We start from the raw sequence: 17,975 nt of genomic DNA on the forward strand, positions 1-17,975 counted from the left end.
AGGGCAAAAATTCGCTTGGCGGATAGTCCGCGCCCAAAGCCGGGCCAAGCGCGGCGATTGCGTTACGCCTTCACCCCATTGGCGCTGACGATCACGTCACAGCCTTAGAGCATCTGGAACCGGCAGGCCAAGGCCCCAGGCCAACAGCCGCCGGCACATGAAACCAAAGGAAGCCGGGGAAAATATGACCTACCGATTGGGTGTAGACGTTGGAGGGACCTTCACCGACCTCCTGCTTTTCGACCAGACCAGCGGCAAATTCTGGCGCCACAAGACGCCTTCGACGCCGCATGACAGTTCGGAAGGCATCCTGAACGGCGTGAGCGCGATTTGCGAAAAGGCCGGGATCAGCCCTTCGGATGTGGAATTCTTCCTGCACGGCACGACGGTGGCCACCAATGCCGTGCTGGAAGGCAAGGGCGCGCGCGTCGGCCTGATCACCACGCAGGGCTATCGCCAGGTGATGCAGATCGCGCGGTCCTTTGTGCCGGGCGGCCTGGCGGGCTGGATCGTATGGCCCAAGCCCGAGCCGCTGGCCGCGCTGCAGGATACGCTGGAAATCGCCGGTCGCATGGATGCCGACGGCAAGGAAATCAGCCCGATTGACGATGCCGAAATCCGCGCGGCGCTGACACAATTGCGCGATGCGGGCGTTCAGGCGCTGACGGTTTCCCTCGTCAACGCCTATCTCAACGGCGCGCATGAAAAGCGCGTGGGCGAACTGGCCGCCGAGATCATGCCCGATGTGCCCGTCTCGCTGTCCCACGAAGTCCTGCCCGAAATGCAGGAGTATGAGCGCACGCTGACCACCGTTGCCAATGCCAGCGTACGCCCGGTGATGCGCCGCTATGTCCGCAACCTGCGCGACAAGCTGCGCGGGGCGGGCATGGCCGGATCGCTTTCGCTTCTGCGTTCGGATGGCGGGTTGATGTCTTCGGAAAAGTCGGAGGAGCATCCCGTCTCGCTGCTGATGTCGGGTCCGGCGGGCGGTGTGACCGGCGCGATCTGGGTCGGCAAGAATTCGGGCATCAGGAATATCCTAACGCTCGACGTGGGCGGCACCAGCACGGACGTTGCGCTGATCGAAGGGCTTGAGGCCCGCCGCCAGCGCGACACCGAAGTGGGGCATTTGAAGGTCCGCGCCTCGGCGCTGGACGTCAAGACCGTGGGCGCGGGCGGCGGCTCGATTGCCTATGTGCCGGAACTGACCAAAGCTCTGCGCGTGGGTCCGCAGTCGGCGGGCGCTGTCCCCGGCCCGGTCGCCTATCAGAAGGGCGGCACGCTGCCGACCGTGACCGACGCCAATGTGGTGCTGGGCTATCTGCCCGAAAACCTGCTGGGCGGCACGTTCCAGTTGGACCGCGAGGGCGCGAAGAAGGCGGTGCAGACCATTGCCGACGCGCTGGGCATCGGGTTGATGGAGGCCGCGCGCGGCATCATCGACATTGTGAACGAGAATATGTTCGGCGCGCTGCGCATGATCTCGGTGCAGCAGGGCTATGACCCGCGCGATTTCGCGCTGATGGGCTTTGGCGGGGCGGGTCCGCTCCATGTCAACGCCGTGGCGCGCCTGATGGGTTCGTGGCCTGCGGTCTCGCCGGTTTCGCCGGGCGTGCTTTGCGCTCTGGGCGATGCCACCACGCGGATGCGCACGGAAACGGCGCGCAGCTTCTCCAAGCGCGTGGCCGACACCGCCGAGGAGGACGTCATCGCCGTGCTCGACGACATGGCCCGCCAGACCCGCGCCGAACTGCTGGCCGAAGGGATCAACGAGGCCGACATCACCAGCCTGTTCGAACTGGACGTGCGCTATGAAGGGCAGGCCTTTGAAGTGCCGCTCTCGATCGACCCGGAAACGCTGCGCCGCGATGGCCTCAAGGCCGTCACCGACCGTTTCGATGCCGAGCATCTGCGTCTCTTCACCTTCAACATGGATTCGGCCCATGAGCTGGTGAACCTGCGCGCGGTGGCCATGGGGCCTGCGCTCGATCTGCCCGCGCCCGAATTGCCCAAGTCCGACGGCAATCTGGACCGCGCCAAGATCCGCGACCACGAACTCTGGGCCGATGGTGCGATGATGCCCGCCGCGATCTATGACCGCGCGCTGCTGCAATCGGGCGATGTCATCCCCGGCCCTGCCATCGTCGTCGAAATGGACTCCACCACGCTGATCGAGGCGGGCTGCAACGGCACCGTCGATCACGTCGGCAACATCCTCATCAACCTCGCCTGAGAAGGAGGCAAAGCACATGCCCGCACAGATCATTCAGGCCAATGAAACGCCTTTTGCCACCGTGGCCGTAGATCCGGTCACGCTGGACATCATCGAAAACGCCCTGCGCAACGCCCGCATCGAAATGGACGCCACGCTGGTGCGCACCGCCATGTCGCCCGGCATCCGCGAACAGGGCGACGCCTTCCCGCTGATCGCCGACTATCAGGGCCGCATGATCGTGGGCCAGTTCGGCTCGTACATCGGCCCCTTCCTCGAAGGCTATGACGGCACGGTTGAGGATGGCGACCTGATCTTCCTGTCCGACCCCTATTCGGTGGGCGGGGCGATCTCGCACTGCAACGACTGGCTGGTGCTGCTGCCCGTGTTCAAGGACGGGCGCCTGATCGCCTATACCTCGATGTTCGGCCATCAGAGCGACATCGGCGGCATGGTGCCCGGATCGATGCCGATCCACGCCACGTCGATCTTTCAGGAAGGCGTGCGCATCCCGCCCGTCAAGATCTGGAAGAAGGGCGTCTATAACGAGGACCTCATCAAGCTGGTCATGCATCAGAGCCGCACGGCCGACTGGTGCAAGGCGGACCTCAACGCGCTGATCGCCTCGTGCCGCGTGGCCGCCGCCCGCGTGGTGGAAATGGCCGAGCGCTTTGGCGACGACATGTTCACCTCGGCCACCGACCTGCTGCTGGATCGCAACTATCGCGCGATGAAGCACCTCATTGAAACCTCGATCGGCGAGGACAAGGTCAGCTTCGAGGACTACATCTGCGACGATGGCATGGGCTTTGGCCCCTACAAGATCAAATGCACGATGTGGCGCGAGGACGGCAAGGTCGTGCTGGACTTTGACGGCACCGATCCCCAGTCGCAGGCCTCGATCAACATGCTGCTCAACGAGAACATGATGCGCATGTTCTTCGGCATCTACATGATCATGGTCTTCGATCCGCAGATCCTGTTCAACGACGGTTATTACGACCTCATTGACGTGCGCATCCCCGAAGGATCGTTGCTCAAGCCCAAGTTCCCCGCCGCGCTGTCGGGCCGCACCCACGTGCTGGGCCGCCTGTTCGACATCCTTGGCGGTCTGCTGGGGCAAAAGACGCCGGAATTCCTCAATGCTGCGGGCTTCTCGTCGTCGCCTCACCTCTTCTATGCGGGCACGGACAAGGCGGGCAAGTGGTTCCAGTTGTTCCAGATCGGCTTTGGCGGCATTCCGGGCCGCCCGATGGGCGACGGGCCGGACGGGCATTCGCTCTTCCCCGGCTTCACCAACGTGCCCAACGAGTTTCTCGAACGCTACTTCCCGCTGATCATCGAGCGTTATGAAACGGTGGCGGATTCGGGCGGCGCCGGTCTGCATCGCGGCGGCAACGGCATCGACATGGTCTATCGCTTCCTTGAAGACGGCGTGATCGCCATCCATGACGACCGCTGGTTCGTGCCGCCATGGGGTGTGAACGGCGGCGAACCGGGCGCACGCGCGCGCAAGGTTCTGGTCAAAAAGGACGGCACCGAGATCGTCGTCGGCAACAAGCTGGAGGATTATCCGGTCGAGGCGGGCGATCGCCTGCACTTCATCACCTGGGGCGGCGGCGGCTGGGGTGACCCGCTGGAGCGCGATCCCGCGCTGCTCGCCAAGGAACTGGCGCAGGGGCTGGTGACCGAGAAGGGCGCGCTGCGTTATGGCGTGGTGCTGGTCGATGGTGCGGTGGATGCCGCCGCCACCGAGGCTCTGCGCGCCAAAATGCGCGCCGAGCGCGGCCCCATCGAAACCTTCAACTTTGGCCCGGACCTCGAAACGCTGCGCGCCAATTGCCTGGCCGAAACCGGCCTGCCCGCGCCGCAGGCGCCCAAGTGGGCCACCGTCGCCTAAAACCTATCCGGCCCCGAAGGCGTCCGCTTTCGGGGCCGCAACAATCGCAGGAAGAACATCATGGCCAATCCCATCCTTCGCCAAAAGCTGGAAAGCGGCAAATTCTTTGTCGTGCCCGGCATTCAGGACATGATCACGGCGGCCATCGCCAACAAGGTGGGCTTCGACATCGTCTATGGCACCGGCTACTGGCTGACGGCCAGCGCATGGGGCCTGCCCGACGCGGGCATCGCCACCTATACCGAAATGCTCAACCGCATGACCACGCTGGTGCGCACCAGCAACAGCGCGGTGATTGCCGATGGCGACACCGGCTATGGCGGGCTGCTCAATGTGCATCACACGGTCAAGGGCTATGAGGCGGCGGGCGTCACCTGCATCCAGCTTGAAGATCAGGAATTCCCCAAGAAGTGCGGCCACACCCCCTTCCGCCGCTGCATCCCGGTCGAGGATATGGTCGACAAGATCAAGGTGGCGGTGGACGCGCGAGAGAGCGAGGACTTCCTCATCATCGCCCGCAGCGATGCGCGCCAGAGCGAAGGTTTCGACGCCCTGATGCGCCGCATGGAGGCCTATGACAAGGCCGGCGCCCATATCATCTTCCCCGAAGCGCTGGAAAGCGAAGAGGAAATGGCCAAGGCCTGCTCGCTGTTTGAAAAGCCGGTGATGGCCAATATGGCCAATGGCGGTTCGACCCCCATCCCCAATGCCAGCGTTCTGGAAGAGATCGGCTATGCCTATGCCATCTATCCCTCGCTGACCTCGCTGGTGGCGGCCACGGCCATGGAAAAGTGCCTGCGCGATCTCAAGGATCATGGCATCGGCGAGCCGGAAGGCATTTTCAATTTCAAGGAATTCTGCGGCCTGATCGGCTTTAACGAAGTCTGGGATTTTGAAAAGAAGTGGGCGAAGTAAGACCATGAACACTCGCACCATCACCGCCGCTGTGCTCAACCAGAGCGGCAACAACCCCGCCCCCTATGGCACGGGCAAGCCGCTGGATGTGAAATCGGTCGAACTGGCTGATCCATTGCCCGGCGAATTGCTGGTGCGGATTGATGCGGCGGGCCTGTGCCATTCGGATCTGTCGGTCATCAACGGGGATCGCCCCCGCCCGATGCCGATGGCGCTGGGGCATGAGGCGGCGGCGACGGTGCTGGCCCTTGGCGATCCCAATGAACGGGACATTGCCTTGGGCGACCGGGTGGTGCTGGTGTTCCTGCCTTCCTGCGGCCAATGCGTCGCGTGCCAGTCGGGCGAGGGCTACCTCTGCCCCAATGGCGCGGCGGCCAACGGGCGGGGCGAATTGATGCGCGGGGGCCATCGCCTGTCGTGTGATGGCGCGCATGTCCACCATCATCTGGGCGTCTCGGCCTTTGCCAGCCATGCCGTCGTGGACCGGCGCAGCGTGGTGAAGGTGGACGCCGACATTCCGGCCGAAACCGCCGCGCTGTTCGGCTGCGCGGTGCTGACGGGGGTGGGCGCGGTGATGAACACGGCCGCCGTCCGCCCCGGCGAAAGCGTGCTGATCTATGGCCTTGGCGGAGTGGGCCTTGCCGCGCTGCTGGGCGCTTTGGCGTCCGGCGCGCAGCCGGTCTATGCGGTTGACCCCAGCGCGGAAAAGCGCGCGCTGGCGCTTGAACTGGGCGCGGCGGGCGCCTTTGCCCCGGGTGAGGAAGAAGCCGCGCGCGGCGCCGATGTGGTCGTCGAAACCGTGGGCAAGGCCGCCGTGCTGGCCACGGCCTATCAGGCTGCGCGGCGTGGGGGGCGGATCGTGACAGTCGGCCTGCCCAATCCGTCCGAGTCGCTGTCGATCAACGCGCTTTCGTTGGTCGCCGACGGCAAGACATTAATGGGCAGCTACATGGGTTCCTCGATCCCTTCGCGCGATATTCCGCGCTACATCGCTCTTTGGCGCGCAGGCCGTCTGCCGGTGGAAAAGCTGCTGACCTCGATCAGCCCGCTGTCGGAAATCAACGCTTTGATGGACAAATTGGCCAGCGGCGCAGCCATCCGGCAGGTGGTCATTCCCGGCGGTTAAATGGATATACGCCAGAATGCGTATCCGCCTGTCGGATAAACTGGCGTCCTTTTCGGAAAAATGACAATCTCCTGACACTCTCACGACAATAGAGTTTCACGGGAGAAACGGTCATGGAAAAGGGTGTTCCCATTCGGTCGATCACGCGGTCAATCGCCGCGCTGAAAGCCATCAATCGTCACGGCTCGCTTTCGATGATGGAAATCGCGAAGGCGAGCCAGGTCCCCTATCCCACCGCCTGCCGCATCGTGCAGACGCTGCTGTATGAGGGCCTGATCGAGCAGGAGCCGGCACGCAAGCGTTACCGCGCCACCGCGCTGGTCCAGACGCTGGCCACCGGTTTTCAGCATGACGATGAACTGGTGCGTATCGCGCGTCCGCATATCGTGGCGCTGACGCGGCGGGTGGGTTGGCCGGTGTCGGTGGCGATCCGGGTGGGGCGCGACATGATGCTGCGCGATTCCACCCATGCCAATTCCTCGCTGACTTTTGAACATTACTATCCCGGCTTTACGCTGCCCATTCTGGACAGCGCCTCGGGCAAGGTGTCGATGGCCTTTGCCGATGACGAGGATCGCGAAATGATCCTGCGCTTCATGCGCGTGTCGCAGGATATCGACCTCAACTATCTGGCGACCGCTGAGGTTGGCCTTGATGTCGAACGCATCCGCGCCGACGGCTATGCGGTGCAGGGCCGCAATCACCACAATCTGACGCCGGGCAAGACATCGTCCATCGCGGTGCCGGTGTTCCGCAACGGCCATTTCGAGGCGGCGATCACGCTGGCCTTTTTCGTGGCCGCGATGAAGCTTTCGACCGCGCTCGAACGCTATCTCGATGATCTGAAGGCCACTGCTGCGGCGATCAGCCACGATCTGTCGAATGGCGCACCCGTAGGCAGCGCATAAAAAAAGGGGCGGGAATTTCCCCGCCCCTTTCGTGTTACAGCCGGGCTGTTACGGCCTTGGTTTCGAGATAGGCGTCCAGCCCTTCCCGGCCAAATTCGCGGCCCCATCCCGACTGGCCAAAGCCGCCGAACGGGATGTTGGTGCCCACCGCGCCGTGGCAATTGATCGAGACATGGCCTGCGCGGATGCGCTTGACCATGCGATGCGCGGTCGACAGATCGCGCGTCCACACGCTGCCCGACAGGCCGAAGGGCGTGTCATTGGCAAGCTCGGCAATTTCGTCCAGATCGGTGGTGGCGAATTTCTGCACCGCCATCACCGGGCCAAAGATCTCATCGCGCACGATCGACATATCGGGCCGACAATCGGCAAAGATCGTGGGCGGAATGAAATTGCCGGGGCGGTCCAGCTTGTCCCCGCCGCAGACCAGCGTGGCCCCCGCCGCCTTGCCCGCCTCGATGTAACCCATCACCTTGGCGCTATGCGCGTCCGAGATCATCGGCCCCTGCATCGTGGCCGGGTCCAGCCCGTGGCCCAGCTTCATACCCGCCGCAAAGGCCGCCACGCCCTCGACCAGCGCGTCATGGATCGCCTCATGCGCAAAGATGCGCGTGCCCGCCATGCAGTTCTGGCCCTGAAGGAAGAAGGTCGCCAGCGCCACGCCCGGCACGGCCAGCGCCAGATCGGCGTCCGGCATCACCACCACCGGCGATTTGCCGCCCAGTTCAAGACTGACCTTTTTGAGGTTGCCCAAGGCGGCCTGCACGATCTTCTTGCCGGTCACGGTCGATCCGGTGAAGCTGATCTTGTCCACGCCCGGATGCTCGGCCAGCGCCGCGCCGCAATCCCCGCCAAAACCATTGACGATATTGACCACGCCCGCCGGGAACCCGGCATCCAGGATCATCTGCCCCAGTGCCAGCACCGAGAGCGGGGTTTCCTCGCTCGGCTTCATCACCACGGTGCAGCCCGCCGCCAGCGCAGGCGCCAGCTTCAGGATGGCGGTCGAAAGCGGCACGTTCCAAGGCACAATCAGCCCGGCAACGCCCACCGGCTCACGCAGCGTATAGGTCAGCGCCTCGGTCTCGGCGGCGATATGGCGCGGGGGGGCGGTGGTGGTGCCCTCGATCCGCATCACGGCGCCCGCGTAATAATCGACCATTTCGACGCAATTGGCCGTGGTCAGCCCGGCGATGAAACCGGGCATGCCATTGTCGACAATGTCCAGCTCAGTCAAAAGCTGCGCATTGGCCTCCATGATCCGGGCAAGGCGGAACAGGATCGCGGTGCGGTCCGAAACCGTCATCCGCCCCCATGCGCCATGAAAGGCGCGGCGGGCGGCGGCCACGGCGGCGTCCACCTCGGCCGCGCCGCCGGTGGCGAAGCGGGCCAGTTCGAGGCCAGTGGCCGGATCGCGTGTGACATGCTCGCCGCTGCCGTCAACCCATGCGCCGTCGATCAGCAACCGATGCTGCTGGCCCAGAAAGGCGGCGGTTTCGGGGGCGATGGCGTGGCCGTCAAAGGGGAGAACGTTCATACTTCCACCGTGCGAGGATCATATAGGAACAGGCCGAGCGATTCCTCGTCCTTCATGCCTTCAAGGCCGAAGAAATCGGTGTTCTGCCCCTGCATCCGGTCGGCATTGGCATTCGATTCCTGCTGGATGAAGGTTGCGCGTTCGTGGCGCGCCTTCTCATAGCGGGCAAGGCCCTCGGCAGCGGAATCCGAAGCGGCCAGCGCGCGGGCCAGCACCACCGCATCCTCGATCCCGCAGGCCGCGCCATGGCCCAGGAAAGGCGTCATCGCATGGGCCGCATCGCCGATCAGCGTGACATTGCCGTCCAGCACCCAGCTCGGCATCGGCTTGCGCGCGTTGATCGCCCATTTGAACAGCGGCTGGGCAATTGCGGCCTTCAGCAGGCGCTGCGCATCCTCGCACCAATGGCCATAGATCGCCTGCAATTCATCCGGATCGGCAGGCGTGGTCCAGCCTTCCTGATTCCAGCCTTCCTGCCGGGCGAAGAAGACGAAATTCATCACCTTCGAACCGCGCACATTATAGCGGTTCATCATCGCGCCGGGGCCGATGATGATGCCGGGGAAGTCGGAAAGATCCTGAATTTCCGGCGTCACCGGCACAAGGCAGCGCCATGCGACATGGCCAGTGAAATGCGGGGCATCGTCGCCAAAGCGCTGGCGGATAACGCTTTTCACGCCATCGGCACCGACCAGAACATCGGCGCTGAACTGCCGCCCGTCGGCCAGCGTCACGGTGGTTCCCTCGCTGGACACGACAGCCGCCCCGGCGATCATCTCCACCCCGGCACGCTCCGCTGCGCGCGTCATCACGCCATGCAGATCGGCGCGGTGAACGGTGATATAGGGCGCGCCATATTTCTCGCGCTGGGTCGAACGGTCAAACGCCACCAGCGTGCGCCCATCCTGCCAGTGCTGGATGCGCTGGCGGGTGGGTTCGACGGCCACGGCGGCGGCTTCCTCGCAGATGCCGATGAAATCCAGCCCCTTCATCGCGTTGGGCGTCAGCGTCAGACCCGCGCCGATTTCGCCGAACTGGGGCGCGGATTCGAGCAGCGTCACCTTGAAACCCTGCTGGGCCAGCGCGGCCGAGGCGGTCATGCCCGCCACGCCGCCGCCAACAATCAGAATGGTCTGCGGCTTGCTCACTTTGCACCGCCTTCAAGCTGGCCGGGGATGTGCGATTCATGGTTCTCCAGATACCACTCCGCGATTTCCTCGCGGGTGGCCCACCATACGCCGGGCAGGCTCTTGGCATGTTCGATGAATTCACGCAGCGCACGCACGCGATGCGCGCGGCCCGACACATGCGGATGCAGGCCGACATTCATGATCCGCCCGGTCTTGGCACCCTCGGCATAAAGCACGTCGAGTTCCTCGATCAGCGCATCACGGAACTGGTCCGTGGTGAAATTCTTGCGCGTGATGAAAGTGAAATCGTTGATTTCGTTCGAATAGGGCACCGAGACGATCGGCCCGTTGGGCGTCTTCAGCAGATAGGGCTGATCGTCATTCATGATGTCGCAGTAGAATTTGCAGCCATATTCAGCCAGAATATCGGCCGTCTGCATCGTGCCGCGCAGCGAGGACGACAGCCAGCCCTTCGACTTGCGGCCGGTGTATTTCTCGAACTGGTCAAGGCTGCGCAGGATGATGTCGCGCTCCTTCTCCGGCTGATGCGCGAAGGAGGTGAGCAGTTCGCCCTGTTCCCAATTATGCGTCAGCAATTCCCAGCCGCGCTCAAGGCAAGCATCGGTCATCGCCTTGCGCCGCTCAAACGTCACGGCATTGGTGGTGCAGCTCGCCTTGACGCCCAGTTCGTCGAACAGATCATAGAGACGCCAGATGCCAACCCGCTGACCATATTCGCGCCAGGTGAAATTGGGGAAATCCGGCGTGTTGGCAGGCAGCGAATCCGGCAGGATCGCCGGGCCGCCCGCGTAATAAGGCTTGTCGCTGTCCTTGGTCAGATCCCACGTCTCAAGGTTGAAGGTCAGGATCAGCGCCACCCGCGCGCCATTCGGCCACTTCAGGGGCTGGCGGGCGGGAAGGGGAATGTAATCATAGTCCATGAGACGTTACTCGCTTGGCAAAATATGGTGCGACACAAACATTATTGAGCCTCCGCGCCCATCGGCAAGCACCGAGTCTCCGCAATGCGAACAAATGCGCATCAGGCCGACAAGACCTCCAGCGCGACGCGTTCGGAGGATTCCAGCGCGCCTTCCAATCCGCGCGCGCCGGTCGCGGTATGCTCGCCGCAGAAATGCAGGCGGCCCGCCGGCTTGCCGATCTCGCTCATCACGCCCGCGACCTGTCCGGGGCTGAAATAGGCCCAGTCGCCCTGGTTGAACCGTTCGCCGATCCAGCTGAAATAGGCCGCGCCGCGCAATTTGCCCTTGGTCGAGGGGCGGATCGCCTCGATCCCGGCGATGATCGTGGCCATCGCCGCTTCCTTGCCCATGCCGTCCCAGTAATGGGCCATCGCGCCGCGCGCCTGCACGGTAAAGCCGGTGATTTCCTCCGGCGTTGCGCCGAAACGCTGGGGCGTCACCACGCCGGTCACGCCGTCGGTCCACATGCCGGGCGCCTGCTTATCCTCTTCCCAGAACGGCGCGGTGGCGGTCAGGAAAGCAATCGACAAAGGCTGATAGGGCATGGTGGCCACGGCCCGCGCCTGAACCCCCGAAAGGCCCGACATCACATGCACATGGCGCAGGGTCGAGAAAGGCAGCGAGGAAATGACCCGGCCCGCCGTATGGACCGAACCATCGGCGCAGGTGACGGTGGCATTGGCGGCGGTGGTCTCGATCGCCACCACTTCCTTGCCCAGCAACAGGTCACCTTTAAGCATCTTGGCCATGGCGACGGGCAGGTTGAGGTTGCCGCCCTTGACCGCCAGCGACTTGATCCCCGCCGCGATCTGCGCCTTCACAAAGCCGTCGTTATATTCCAGCATCAGCGCCGAAACGTCATAGGCATTGGTGCCGTAATAGGGCGAAACGTCATTGGCCAGATGGATCGCCTGATCCGACAGGCCCTGCGCCTTGAGCCATTCGTAAAGCGAGATGTCGAGCGGGGCATTGGCCGCGTCCGCCCACTGGCTCCAGTCTTTGAGCCGCGTGTTCTTGGCGATCAGGACATTGACCAGTTCGGCGGGCACGAAGGTCTTCATCGCGTCGGGGAAAGGGTTGCCCGGATGCCTGGCCCATTCCTCGCGGCTCAAGAGCTTGCCGTTGATATACAGCCCCGGCGCCCCGCCGATGCGATAGCGCGCACCCACCTCCTCCAGCGCCACGCCCGCACGCGCCGCCGCGTCAATGCCGCGCCCATAGCCTTCGGCCATGGAATTGAAGCCCATTTCGGGATAGCCGGGCTGATCCATCAGCGTCATGATCCGCCCACCCACGCGTTGGCGGCCCTCCAGCACGGTGACTTTCAGCCCCTGCTGTTCGAGCAGCCATGCCGAGTTCAGGCCGGAAATCCCCGCGCCCAGCACGATCACATCGGTGCCGCGCGGGGCTACGGGCTTGGCCGCCTTGGCCGCCGCGCGCGCCATCGCGGGCGAGGCCGCCATCAGGCCCGCCATGCCAAGGCCAAAGGTAAATCCGCGCCGGTCAACGCCCATCTTCAAACTCCAAGAACTGCCTGCCCGCAATGCACACTCTGGCCACCGCCCTGTCGATCCACCCCCGGCCCATCACCACCTGTCGGATAGCGCACTTTCCGTTTCGGAAATCCTCGCGGATTGCCATCATCATAGCCCATGCAAAAGGGGGGCCTGTGCCGTCGGGTATCTGCCGCCTTGTGGCAAAGCCTGCGCGCGCTGATAAGGCGCGCGGCTGTTATAAATGGTGGAGAAAGCGATGAAGTGCCTGCGCCCGGTTCTGTTGGTCGGCTCGATGCTGGCGGCCGCTATGGTTTCGCCGCTCGCCCATGCGCAGAGCGCCCCTGCTCCTGCGGCGGTGGCGGCCCATCCCTATCTCTCGGTCGAACAATTGCGCGCCAAATACCGCGATCCGGCCAGTCGCTTCATGACGATCAAGGGCGTCGAGGTCCATTACAAGGATGAAGGCCCGCGCAATGCGCCCGTCCTCTATATGGTCCATGGCTCGGTTTCGACGCTGCGCACATGGGATGTGGTCACCGCGCGGCTGAAATCGCGCTATCGCATCATCCGTTTCGACATTCCCGGCTATGGCCTGTCGGGCCGGATTTCCGATGAAGTCGCCCAGAATGTCCAGCCGGTCGAGATTGCCGAAGGGCTGCTCGATGCGCTGCATGTGAAAAAGGTAACCTTCGTGGGCGTGTCGAGCGGCGGCACGATGGGCATGTATCTGGCCGCCAAACGCCCCGAACTGGTCGAGCGGCTGATCCTGTCGAACACACCCAGCGATCCGGTCGATACCAGCCATCTGGTGATGCCCAAGAGCTTCGTTGACGGAATCGCCCGCGCCAAGGCCAATGGTGGCTATAACGACCGCCCCTACTGGGACGATTATCTGGGCTTTTTCGCGGGCGACGCCAAGCGGATCAGCAAGAAAACCCGCGATGAATATTACGATTTCAACCGCCGCACGCCGGAAAAATACCCTATCGCGCTGGTCGCGCGCATTGGCGATGGTAAGCAGGCCACGGTCGAGATGGCCAAGGTCAAGGCGCCCACGTTCCTGATCTGGGGCGCGGCCGATCCGCTCTTGCCGGAAATCGCAGCCAACCATATCGCGCGATATCTTTCCAACGCCACGATCAGCCGCGTGCTGATGCCCGATGTCGGCCATTATCCCCCGCTTGAGGTGGGCGACCGCTTTGCCCAACTGATCGCCGCCTATGTCGAGGCTGGCACCCCCAAACTTTGAGTTTTCATCCATGACCGCCTACACGCTTTATGAAAAGCTGTGGAACGCCCATGCCGTGGCCGAACTGCCCGGCGGCGAGACGCTGCTCTATATCGACCGCCAGATCCTGCATGAGGTGTCCAGCCCGCAGGCCTTTGTCGCCATGCGCGAGGCGGACCGCCAATTGCGCCGCCCGCAAACGCATATCGCCGTGGCCGACCATGCCGTGCCCACGCGAAGCCCGCGCGCCGACGGTATCCGCCATGGCACGATCGAGGACGCGCAGGCCGCATCCCAGATTGCCGAGCTGGAAACCAATGTCCGCGATTTTGCCGTGCCCTATGCGGATCTCGACGGAGCCGAACAGGGCATCGTCCATGTGATCGGCCCGGAAAGCGGCTTCACCCTGCCCGGCACCACTATCGTCTGCGGCGACAGCCATACGACCACGCATGGCGCCTTTGGCGCGCTGGCCTTTGGCATTGGCGCATCGGAACAGGGCACGGTGATGGCCGCGCAATGCCTGCGTCAGAAGCGGGCCAGGACGATGCGGATCGAGCTTACGGGTACGCGCCATCCGCTGGTCTTTGCCAAGGACATTGCCCTTGCCATCATCGCCCGGATCGGCGCGGATGGCGCGGCGGGCCATGCGGTGGAATTCACCGGCCCGGCCGTGCGCGCCATGAGCATGGCCGAGCGCATGACCTTGTGCAACATGATGATCGAGGCGGGAAGCCGCGTGGGTCTGGTCGCGCCGGATGATGTGACCTTCGCCTTCCTCAAGGGCCGCCGTCTGGCCCCCAAGGGCGCGCTGTGGGATCAGGCCGTGGCCGCTTGGCGCGATTTGGCCAGCGATGCCGATGCCGCCTATGATCGCGTGATCGAGGTCGATGTGGCCTTGCTGGTGCCGCAGGTGAGCTGGGGCACGACACCCGACCAGACGCTGCCCGTCGATGCAGCTCTGCCCGATCCCGTGCAACTGGCCGAAGGGCCGGAGCGGCGACAGGCGGAAAAGGCGCTGGCCTATATGGGCCTGACGCCGGGCCAGAGCCTGACCGACATTGCCATCACCCATGCCTTCATCGGATCGTGCACCAACGGCCGGATCGAGGACATCCGCGCCGCCGCCGCCGTGGCCAAGGGCCGCAAGGTCGCGCCGGGCATCAAGGCCATCGTCGTGCCGGGCTCGGCGGCCACCCGCGCCGCCGCCGAGGCCGAGGGGCTGGACCGCATCCTGATCGAGGCGGGGTTTGAATGGCGGCTGGCGGGCTGCTCGATGTGCGTGGCGATGAACGATGACCGCCTCAAGCCGGGCGAACGCTGCGCCAGCACCAGCAACCGCAATTTCGAGGGCCGTCAGGGTCCGGGCGGGCGCACCCATCTGATGAGCCCGGCCATGGCCGCCGCCGCCGCCATCGCGGGCCATATCGCCGATATAAGGGAGTTTGCGGCATGAGCCAGCCTTTCACCACCCTGTCGGGCAAGGCCGCGCCGATGCCCGAAGAAAATATCGACACCGACATCATCTTCCCCGCGCGCTTTCTGCTGATCACCGCCAAGGCGGGGTTGGGCCGCTATGCGTTTCATGATCGCCGGTTTGATGCCGATGGCGCGGAAATCCCCGATTACGTGCTCAACCGCGCGCCCTTCAACGCCGCGCCTTTCATCGTCGCGGGGGCCAATTTCGGCTCCGGCTCCAGCCGCGAACAGGCGGTCTGGGCGATTGCGGGGCTTGGCGTGCGCTGCATCATCGCGGCGGGCTTTGGCGAGATCTTTCATTCCAATTGCCAGCGCAACGGCATTCTGCCCATCACCCTGCCCGCCGACACGGTGGCCGAACTGATGGTCGCGGCCCAGACCGAGCAGAGTTTCGCCGTCGATCTGGAGACGCAGAGCCTGACCGTGGGCAACCGCGCCTTTGCCTTTGACATCGCACCCGAACGCAAGCTGGCCCTGCTCAACGGCTGGGACGAGACTGCCGTCCTGCTGCACCAATATTCCGGCGCGATCGCCGAATTTGAAACACGCCAAAAGGCCAGCGCGCCGTGGCTCTATGCCGAGGATGATGCATCATGAGCGACGATCTGCTCGAAAACTACAAGCGCGCCTATAACACCCGCGTCGGCTTCGGCAAAAAGCCCGCGCTGGTGATGATCGACTTCTGCCGCGCCTATTTCGAACCCGACTGCGACCTCTATTGCGGCCAGCCTGTGTATGACGCCATCGAGAGCGCGCTGCGCGTGCGCGAAGTGGCGCGCAAGGCCGGGGTTCCGGTGATCCTGACCTGCGTGCAATATCATGCGAGCGGCGTGGATGGCGGGCGCTTCTTTGAAAAGGCCGCGCCCTTGCGCTATTTCGTCAAGGGCCATCCGATGGCCGAGTGGGGGCCGGGGCTTGAACCTTTTGAGGACGAACTGGTCATCCCCAAGCAATATCCCAGCGCCTTTTTCGGCACGTCCCTTGCCAGTACGCTGACGGCCATGGGCGTGGACAGCGTTCTGCTCACCGGCCTTTCGACCAGCGGCTGCGTGCGCGCCTCCTGCGTCGATGCGATGAGCCATGGGTTCAAGACCGCCGTCATTGCCGACGGCTGCGGCGACCGGCATTCCGGCCCGCATGATGCCAATCTCTTCGACATGAACGCCAAATATGCCGATGTCATCAACGAGGCCGAAGCCATCGCCTATCTCAGCGGTCTTTGACCCCCGATTGAAAAGCCTCCAGCCGCGCGCCCCATGGGGTGATCGCGGCGGCGGCCATTCCGGCCGGGTGGGGCGCCCATTGCGCCGCCACCGGGCCAATGATCCGACACCCGCCCTGCGCCGCCCGCTCGATGAATTCCTCCAGATCCGTCACCGGAAAGCGCAGGGCGGTCCAGCCGCGCAGGGGCGGTTCGCGGTCCGAGAAATCATGGCCGCGCACGCCATATTCGATGATCTCGACCGAACCCTCCATCCGCCCTTCGGGGTGATAGATGCCGATCCGCATCGGGATCTGCGCGGCGATCCCCTCGGGCAGGCCCATGCAGTTTGCCCCGCTGTCCTGCGCCGCCATGCCTTGCGTTTCCTGCACCGGCAACCATCCGAAGCAATCGCGATAGAGATGCCGCGCCGCCTCGAAATCGGGCACGACCTGGGTGGAATTGAACACAAAGCTGGCCGGGCCGGACACGCCGTCATAGCCCTGCAGCGGGGGCCGCACCCGCTCCATCAGCGCGACGCACAGACCATCGGCATCGCTGCTCACCACCTCGCGCACGGCCAGCGGGCCGAAATCCCAATCGGTGATCGGGGCATGGGCGACGAAGCCCTGCGCCACCAGCGCGCGCTGCAAAGCCTCGATATTGGGCAGGGCGCGCAGGTTGATGTCGAATATCCCGCCCGGATCCCACGCCTGCCCGCCCTCGCGGTTAAGGTCCGCCACCGGGCCGTCGATCTGGATCAACCGGATGCGACCGCGCGCCACGCCGGGATGCCCGATCAGCACCTCCCGCGCCGCGCCCGTCAGGCCCATCAGCGCCATGGCCCCGTCATCGACCGGCCCCTGCGCCACAGGCACAAAGCCCGTCGCCGCGTAGAGCCTTGCCGCGCTTGCCCCGGCATCGGCCACGATGGCCACCACTTCCTCGAAACCATTGTCCAGTGCGATCATGGGCCAAGGCTGCGCCGCGCCGCGCCTGCTCCGCAATGACCGTTTCCCACAATTCCGCCCATCGGATAGACCGCGCAAAGCGCGCCCATAGGCACGCACGTTCCATAGCCTGCACGCCATGAGCCAATCACGACTGGGCGGCAGAACCGCCCTTATCACCGGCGCGGGTCTGGGCATCGGCCGCGCCGCCGCGCTGCGCCTTGCCGAAGAGGGCGCGGCACTCATCCTTGCCGACCGCGACGAGGGGCGGTTGCGCGAAACCGCCGCCCTGCTGGGCGAGGCGCCGCATCGGATCATCCCCTGCGACGTCACCGATGAGGCGCAGGTGGCCGATCTGTTCGCTGCTGCGCTGGCATGGCGCCCGCTCGACATTCTGGTCAACAATGTGGGCGGCGGGCGTTCGGGGCGGATTGCCGATCTCTCGCTTGATGATTGGGAACACACGATGGCGCTCTCCCTGCGCAGCATGTTCCTGTGCACCCGCGCCGCTGTGCCGGGCATGACGGCGCGCGGCTATGGGCGGATCGTGTGTCTGTCCTCAGGCGCGCGCAATGGCACAGTGTGGAACGCCTTCTATACCGGCGCCGCTCCCTATTCGACCGCCAAGGCCGGGGTGATCGGCTTTGTCCGCGCGCTGGCCATCGAATTGGGCGACAGCGGGATCACGATCAACGCTGTGGCCCCCGGCCCCATCGATACTGAACTGGCAGGGCCATACTTGCGCGCGATGGACGAACAGGGCCTCGAATATGCCCCCAGCCGGATGGTGCCGCTGCATCGGCTGGGCACGCCGCGCGAGGTGGCCGACGCCATCCTGTTCCTGGCCGGCGACGAGGCCAGCTATATCACCGGCACCACGGTGGACGTGGCGGGGGGGCGCTAGGCCCCC

General features: G+C 64.4%; 15 protein-coding genes. 10 read left to right on the forward strand and 5 right to left on the reverse strand.

All coding sequences use genetic code 11. The annotated features are described in order from the left end of the window. Positions 1-184: 184 nt before the first annotated feature. From BGP00_RS03010 to BGP00_RS03030, 5 genes are all read left to right on the forward strand, one after another. On the forward strand, positions 185-2,233 hold the full coding sequence (locus tag BGP00_RS03010; protein ID WP_292921877.1) for a hydantoinase/oxoprolinase family protein: 2,049 nt from the start codon (positions 185-187) through the stop codon (positions 2,231-2,233). 16 nt (positions 2,234-2,249) lie between these two features. Next, positions 2,250-4,112 carry a hydantoinase B/oxoprolinase family protein gene (locus BGP00_RS03015; protein WP_292921878.1) on the forward strand — a complete coding sequence of 621 codons (1,863 nt, stop codon included), beginning with the start codon at positions 2,250-2,252 and terminating at the stop codon, positions 4,110-4,112. A 60-nt stretch (positions 4,113-4,172) separates the two neighbouring features. Continuing rightward, positions 4,173-5,027: an isocitrate lyase/PEP mutase family protein gene (locus BGP00_RS03020; protein WP_292921879.1), complete on the forward strand. Its 855-nt coding sequence runs from the start codon at positions 4,173-4,175 to the stop codon at positions 5,025-5,027. A gap of 4 nt (positions 5,028-5,031) precedes the next feature. Then, the gene (locus BGP00_RS03025) at positions 5,032-6,153 is read left to right on the forward strand and encodes a zinc-binding dehydrogenase (protein ID WP_292921880.1); all 1,122 of its coding nucleotides are present in this window, start codon (positions 5,032-5,034) and stop codon (positions 6,151-6,153) included. 113 nt (positions 6,154-6,266) lie between these two features. After that, complete coding sequence (locus BGP00_RS03030) at positions 6,267-7,061, forward strand: IclR family transcriptional regulator C-terminal domain-containing protein (RefSeq protein ID WP_168601488.1); 795 nt, start codon at positions 6,267-6,269, stop codon at positions 7,059-7,061. A 34-nt stretch (positions 7,062-7,095) separates the two neighbouring features. Here BGP00_RS03030 and BGP00_RS03035 read toward each other — a convergent pair whose 3' ends face one another. From BGP00_RS03035 to BGP00_RS03050, 4 genes are all read right to left on the reverse strand, one after another. Further along, positions 7,096-8,598: an aldehyde dehydrogenase family protein gene (locus BGP00_RS03035; RefSeq protein ID WP_292921881.1), complete on the reverse strand. Its 1,503-nt coding sequence runs from the start codon at positions 8,596-8,598 to the stop codon at positions 7,096-7,098. Next, a complete protein-coding gene (locus BGP00_RS03040) occupies positions 8,595-9,746 on the reverse strand; it encodes an FAD-dependent monooxygenase (protein ID WP_168601487.1) in 1,152 nt (383 codons plus the stop codon). Before BGP00_RS03040 ends, BGP00_RS03035 begins: the two co-directional genes overlap by 4 nt. Continuing rightward, entirely contained in the window at positions 9,743-10,669 is a 927-nt protein-coding gene (locus BGP00_RS03045; RefSeq protein WP_292921882.1) for a polysaccharide deacetylase family protein, read from the reverse strand. Before BGP00_RS03045 ends, BGP00_RS03040 begins: the two co-directional genes overlap by 4 nt. Before the next feature lie 101 nt (positions 10,670-10,770). Next, complete coding sequence (locus BGP00_RS03050) at positions 10,771-12,225, reverse strand: FAD-dependent oxidoreductase (protein WP_292921883.1); 1,455 nt, start codon at positions 12,223-12,225, stop codon at positions 10,771-10,773. Between the two features lie 238 nt (positions 12,226-12,463). Between BGP00_RS03050 and BGP00_RS03055 the strand changes: the two genes are divergently transcribed. Genes BGP00_RS03055 through BGP00_RS03070 form a run of 4 tightly spaced genes read left to right on the forward strand, consistent with a single transcriptional unit; the run spans position 12,464 to position 16,137 of the window. Beyond that, the gene (locus BGP00_RS03055) at positions 12,464-13,456 is read left to right on the forward strand and encodes an alpha/beta hydrolase (RefSeq protein WP_168601484.1); all 993 of its coding nucleotides are present in this window, start codon (positions 12,464-12,466) and stop codon (positions 13,454-13,456) included. Positions 13,457-13,466: 10 nt separating this feature from the next. Next, entirely contained in the window at positions 13,467-14,891 is a 1,425-nt protein-coding gene (gene leuC / locus BGP00_RS03060) for a 3-isopropylmalate dehydratase large subunit (RefSeq protein ID WP_292921884.1), read from the forward strand. After that, positions 14,888-15,511, forward strand: coding sequence for a 3-isopropylmalate dehydratase small subunit (leuD, locus tag BGP00_RS03065; protein ID WP_168601482.1), 624 nt, complete (start codon positions 14,888-14,890; stop codon positions 15,509-15,511). Before leuC ends, leuD begins: the two co-directional genes overlap by 4 nt. Then, positions 15,508-16,137: an isochorismatase family protein gene (locus BGP00_RS03070; protein WP_292921885.1), complete on the forward strand. Its 630-nt coding sequence runs from the start codon at positions 15,508-15,510 to the stop codon at positions 16,135-16,137. Before leuD ends, BGP00_RS03070 begins: the two co-directional genes overlap by 4 nt. On the opposite strand, the gene BGP00_RS03075 is transcribed toward BGP00_RS03070, so the two are convergent. After that, positions 16,124-17,086, reverse strand: coding sequence for a hypothetical protein (locus tag BGP00_RS03075; RefSeq protein ID WP_292921886.1), 963 nt, complete (start codon positions 17,084-17,086; stop codon positions 16,124-16,126). The genes BGP00_RS03070 and BGP00_RS03075 overlap by 14 nt on opposite strands. A 118-nt stretch (positions 17,087-17,204) precedes the next feature. Here BGP00_RS03075 and BGP00_RS03080 point away from each other — a divergent pair, with 118 nt between their 5' ends. Then, on the forward strand, positions 17,205-17,969 hold the full coding sequence (locus BGP00_RS03080) for an SDR family NAD(P)-dependent oxidoreductase (protein WP_292921887.1): 765 nt from the start codon (positions 17,205-17,207) through the stop codon (positions 17,967-17,969). Positions 17,970-17,975: the final 6 nt, after the last annotated feature.

This window comes from Novosphingobium sp. 63-713, from assembly GCF_001898925.1.
In the GTDB taxonomy this organism is placed as follows: domain Bacteria; phylum Pseudomonadota; class Alphaproteobacteria; order Sphingomonadales; family Sphingomonadaceae; genus Novosphingobium.